Origin of the sequence: Streptomyces sp., assembly GCF_050698815.1 — a bacterium.
Lineage (GTDB): Bacteria > Actinomycetota > Actinomycetes > Streptomycetales > Streptomycetaceae > Streptomyces.
This window is the reverse complement of the sequence record NZ_JBOHCV010000715.1, coordinates 1-4,265: the sequence shown is the minus strand read 5'-3', so window position 1 is coordinate 4,265 and position 4,265 is coordinate 1. Positions and strand designations below refer to the sequence as shown.

Here is a 4,265-nt window from a genome sequence, read left to right as displayed (position 1 = left end):
GCGGCCTCGCGGGCCGTCACCGACTCTGATCAGCGGCACACCGGCTCAGTGGTGGCCGTGGCCACTGGTGAGCTCCCGGTATTCCTCCGTGGTGGGCTTCGGAATCTGCGCCTGCTCGCCGTAGTAGCCCTTGGAGAGCCGGGCGCGCAGCTTCTGGCCGCGGGTGATCTTGCGCTGTACGCCGTTCTCGTCCGTCTCCGGACCGACCTCGTACGGCGTGTGCTGGTCGTGGGCGGTGAGCGTGTGCAGCTGCTCCTGCGAGAGCTGCTCGTGCACCTCGATGAACTCACCGTGCGGCAGCCGTTTGATGATGCCCGACTCGCGTCCGTGCAGCACCTTCGCCTTGTCACGCCGCTGGAGGCCGAGACAGATCCGCCGGGTGATGACGAAGGCGAGGACCGGCACCACGAAGAAGGCGATCCGCACGAACCACGTGATCGAGTTGATCGAGAGGTCGAAGTGCGTGGCCACCAGGTCGTTGCCGCCGCCGATCAGCATCACCATGTACCAGGCGATCCAGGCCACGCCGAAGCCCGTACGGGTCGGCGCGTTCCGCGGCCGGTCGGCGATGTGATGCTCGCGTTTGTCGCCCGTCACCCAGGACTCGATGAACGGATAGACCGCGATCGCCGCCAGCACCAGCGGGAAGACCATCAGCGGGATGAACACGCCCATCGCGATCGTGTGGTCCCACACATGGATCTCCCAGCCGGGCATCACCCGGATGAGTCCCTCCGAGAAGCCCATGTACCAGTCGGGCTGCGCGTTGGTCGACACCTGGTCCGGCCGGTACGGTCCGAGCGCCCAGATCGGGTTGACCGTGAAGGTGGCCGCGATGACCGAGATGACGCCGAAGACGAGGAAGAAGAAGCCGCCCGCCTTCGCCATGTAGACCGGCATCAGCGGCATGCCGACCACGTTCTTGTTCGTACGGCCGGGCCCGGCGAACTGCGTGTGCTTGTGGTAGAAGACCAGGATCAGGTGCCCCACCAGCAGGCCCAGCATGATGCCGGGCAGCAGCAGCACGTGCACGGAGAAGAACCGCGCCACGAAGTCGTCCCCGGGGAACTCACCGCCGAAGAGGAACATCGACAGATACGTGCCGACGATCGGCATCGACAGGACCGCGCCCTCCATGAACCGGACGCCGGTGCCGGACAGCAGGTCGTCCGGCAGCGAGTAGCCGGTGAAGCCCGTGAACATGCCGAGCACGAACAGCAGGAAGCCGAACAGCCAGTTGATCTCACGCGGCTTGCGGAAGGCGCCGGTGAAGAAGACGCGCATCATGTGCACGAACATCGCACCGAGGAAGATCAGCGCCGCCCAGTGGTGGATCTGACGCACCAGCAGACCGCCGCGCACGTCGAAGCTGATGTCCAGCGTGGAGGCGAACGCCTCCGACATCCGCACACCCTGCATCGGCACGTACGTGCCGTGGTACTCCACCTCGTTCATCGACGGGTGGAAGAACAGCGTCAGATAGACGCCGGTCAGGATGATGATGATGAAGCTGTAGAGCGCGACCTCACCCAGCATGAAGGACCAGTGGTCCGGGAAGATCTTGCGCATGTTGGCCTTGGCCAGGCCGTAGATGCCCAGCCTGCCGTCGGCCCAGTCCGCGACCCGCTCCCCCGCGGGTGCCTGGCGCTTGTCGGCGGTGCTCTCGCTCGAAGTACTCATCCTCGACGCTCCCAGAAGGCCGGGCCCACAGGCTCCTCGAAGTCGCCGAGCGCTTCCAGGAACCCGTCGTTGTTGACGCTGATCTTCAGCTGCGGCAGCGGGTGGCCCGCCGGCCCGAAGAGCACGCGCGCACCGTCCGCCAGGTCGAAGGTCGACTGGTGGCACGGGCAGAGCACATGGTGCGTCTGCTGCTCGTAGAGGCTGACCGGACAGCCGACGTGGGTGCAGATCTTGGAGTAGGCGACGATCCCTTCGTGGGACCAGTCCAGCTCCCGCTTGTCCTTGATGTCATCGGGCTCCAGCCGGACGAGCATCAGGGCCGCCTTGGCGATCTCCTTCTGGAAGTCGTGGTCCTCCTCCTCCAGCCCCTCGGGCATGGCGAAGGTCAGCGACCCGACGGGGATGTCCTCCGGACGGAGCGGCTCATGGGTGTTCTCGTTGATCAGCAGCTTGCCCTTGGCCCACAGCGTGTGGTTCAGCTTCGTCCCGGGCAGCGGACCGAGGTCCCGCAGCAGCACCAGGCCCGAGAGCGGCACCAGGGCCAGCGCACCGAACATGGTCTTGCGGATGAGCGGCCGGCGGCCGATCCCGGAGTCCGCGGCCCCCTGCCGGAAGTCCTCCATAACCTTCGCGCGGGTCTCCGGCTCCGCCGAGACCGCGTGCCGCTCGTCGACCAGCTCGTGATCCGACATCAGGGTGCGGGCCCAGTGGACGGCGCCGGCGCCGATGCAGAAGAGGGAGACGCCGAGCGTCACTCCCAGCGCGAGGTTGAGCGCGCCGATGTGCCCCAACGGCCACACGTACACGAACTTGTCGACCGGCACGATCACATAGCTCGCGATGAAGGCCACGGTGGCCAGCATGGACACCGTGAACAGCAGGGCGACGACTCGCTCCGAGCGCTTGGCGGCCCGCTCGTCGACGTCCTGGACGCGGTGCTCGTGCGGCGGCAGGCCGGGGTCGGCGAACGGATCGTCCGCGACGGACACCCCGCCGTTCGCCGCACTCTGCTCTGCCGGCAGCTTCTCTTCCGACACGTTCTCGTGTCCCGTCTTACTGTTCATGACTTCTTGGCCTTCGCGGTCCGGGCTGCGACCCAAATGGCGACAACGATCAGCGCGCCGAGGCCGAAGACCCAGGCGAAGAGGCCCTCGATGACGGGGCCGAGACCGCCGAGCTTATAGCCGCCCGGGTCCTCCGCGTCCTTGCTGTTCACCGTCTTCAGGTAGGCGGCGATGTCCTTCTTGTCCTGCTCCGGCAACACCGTGTCGGGGAAGGAGGGCATGTTCTGCGGGCCGGTCTGCATGGCCTCGTAGACATGCTTGGGGTCGACGTCGGCGAGGCCCGGCGCGTACTTGCCGTGCGTCAGGGCACCGCCTTCACCAGTGAAATTGTGGCACTGGGCGCAGTTGGTGCGGAAGAGCTCACCGCCGTTGGCGATGTCGGCACCGCTCGGGTCGTACTGACCCTTGGTGGGCGTGATGGGACCGGAGCCCAGCGAAGCGACGTAGGCCGCGAGCTGCCTGGTCTCGTCCTCACCGTAGATCCGCTTCTTCTTCGGTGCCTGGGCGCCCGGCTGTTGCGCGGGCATCCGGCCGGTGCCGACCTGGAAGTCCACCGCGGCGGAGCCGACTCCGACCAGGCTCGGACCATCGCTGGTGCCCTGGCCGCCGGTTCCGTGGCAGCTGGAACAGCCCACGTCGTAGAGCTTCTTGCCCTCCTCGATGGCGAGGGACTGGCTCGACTTCTGGTCGGCCTTCGCCTCACCGGCGGGAGCGAACGCGGCGTACAGCCCCCCGGTGGCCGCCAGCGCGAAGATGAGAACGACGAGCGCCGCCAGCGGATGGCGCCGTCGTGCGGAGAGCTTTTTCACGGATTACCCCGGTGTCAGGATGTTTTGCGTCGATGCTTCTGGTGTCTGTCACGGTCCGGTCCGCCAGGCATGGCCGGTACGCACCGCCGCCCGATCAGCTACTTGATCAGGTAGATCGTGGCGAAGAGGCCGATCCAGACGACATCGACGAAGTGCCAGTAATACGACACGACGATGGCTGCGGTGGCCTGCTGATGGGTGAACCGCTTGGCCGCGTACGTCCTGCCCAGCAGGAGCAGGAACGCGATCAGGCCGCCCGTCACGTGCATCCCGTGGAAACCGGTGGTCAGGTAGAACACCGATCCATAGGGATCCGAGGAGAGCGTAATCCCGTCCTTGTGAACCAGCTCCGTGTACTCGAAGACCTGGCCGCCGATGAAGACCGCACCCATCACGAACGTGACGATGAACCACCCCCGCAGCCTCTTCACGTCACCGCGCTCGGCGGCGAACACGCCGAGCTGGCAGGTGAGCGAGGAGAGCACCAGGATCGTGGTGTTCGCCGCGGAGAAGGGAACGTTCAGCGCCTCGGCGTGTTCCGTCCAGAAGTCCGCACCCGTCACGGACCGCAAGGTGAAGTACATCGCGAAGAGGGCCGCGAAGAACATCAGCTCGGAACTCAGCCAGATGATGGTTCCGACGCTGGTGAGGTTCGGCCGGTTGACCGACGGGTGCGCGTGCCCGGTTTCTACTGCAGTTGCTGTCGCCACGA

Annotated in this window: 4 protein-coding genes; all 4 read right to left on the bottom strand. The window is 66.2% G+C overall.

Features of this window, described 5'->3' with window-relative positions; genetic code table 11:
• Positions 1-45 precede the first annotated feature (45 nt).
• Positions 46-1,680, bottom strand: coding sequence for a cytochrome bc1 complex cytochrome b subunit (gene qcrB / locus ACRDP3_RS25420; protein ID WP_431519334.1), 1,635 nt, complete (start codon positions 1,678-1,680; stop codon positions 46-48).
• Positions 1,677-2,744: a cytochrome bc1 complex Rieske iron-sulfur subunit gene (gene qcrA, locus ACRDP3_RS25415; RefSeq protein ID WP_431519333.1), complete on the bottom strand. Its 1,068-nt coding sequence runs from the start codon at positions 2,742-2,744 to the stop codon at positions 1,677-1,679. The genes qcrB and qcrA overlap by 4 nt, the downstream gene beginning before the upstream one ends.
• Positions 2,741-3,553 (bottom strand): cytochrome bc1 complex diheme cytochrome c subunit, encoded by an 813-nt coding sequence (qcrC, locus tag ACRDP3_RS25410; RefSeq protein ID WP_431519332.1) that lies wholly within the window; start codon positions 3,551-3,553, stop codon positions 2,741-2,743. The genes qcrA and qcrC overlap by 4 nt, the downstream gene beginning before the upstream one ends.
• Before the next feature lie 98 nt (positions 3,554-3,651).
• Positions 3,652-4,263 carry an aa3-type cytochrome oxidase subunit III gene (ctaE, locus tag ACRDP3_RS25405; protein WP_431519331.1) on the bottom strand — a complete coding sequence of 204 codons (612 nt, stop codon included), beginning with the start codon at positions 4,261-4,263 and terminating at the stop codon, positions 3,652-3,654.
• Between the last annotated feature and the right edge of the window lie 2 nt (positions 4,264-4,265).

What these genes read in the sequence shown, in the direction of transcription:
- qcrB (WP_431519334.1), bottom strand. Translation starts at nt 1,680, where the DNA reads ATGAGTACTTCGAGCGAGAGCACCGCCGACAAGCGCCAGGCACCCGCG.
- qcrA (WP_431519333.1), bottom strand. Translation starts at nt 2,744, where the DNA reads ATGAACAGTAAGACGGGACACGAGAACGTGTCGGAAGAGAAGCTGCCG.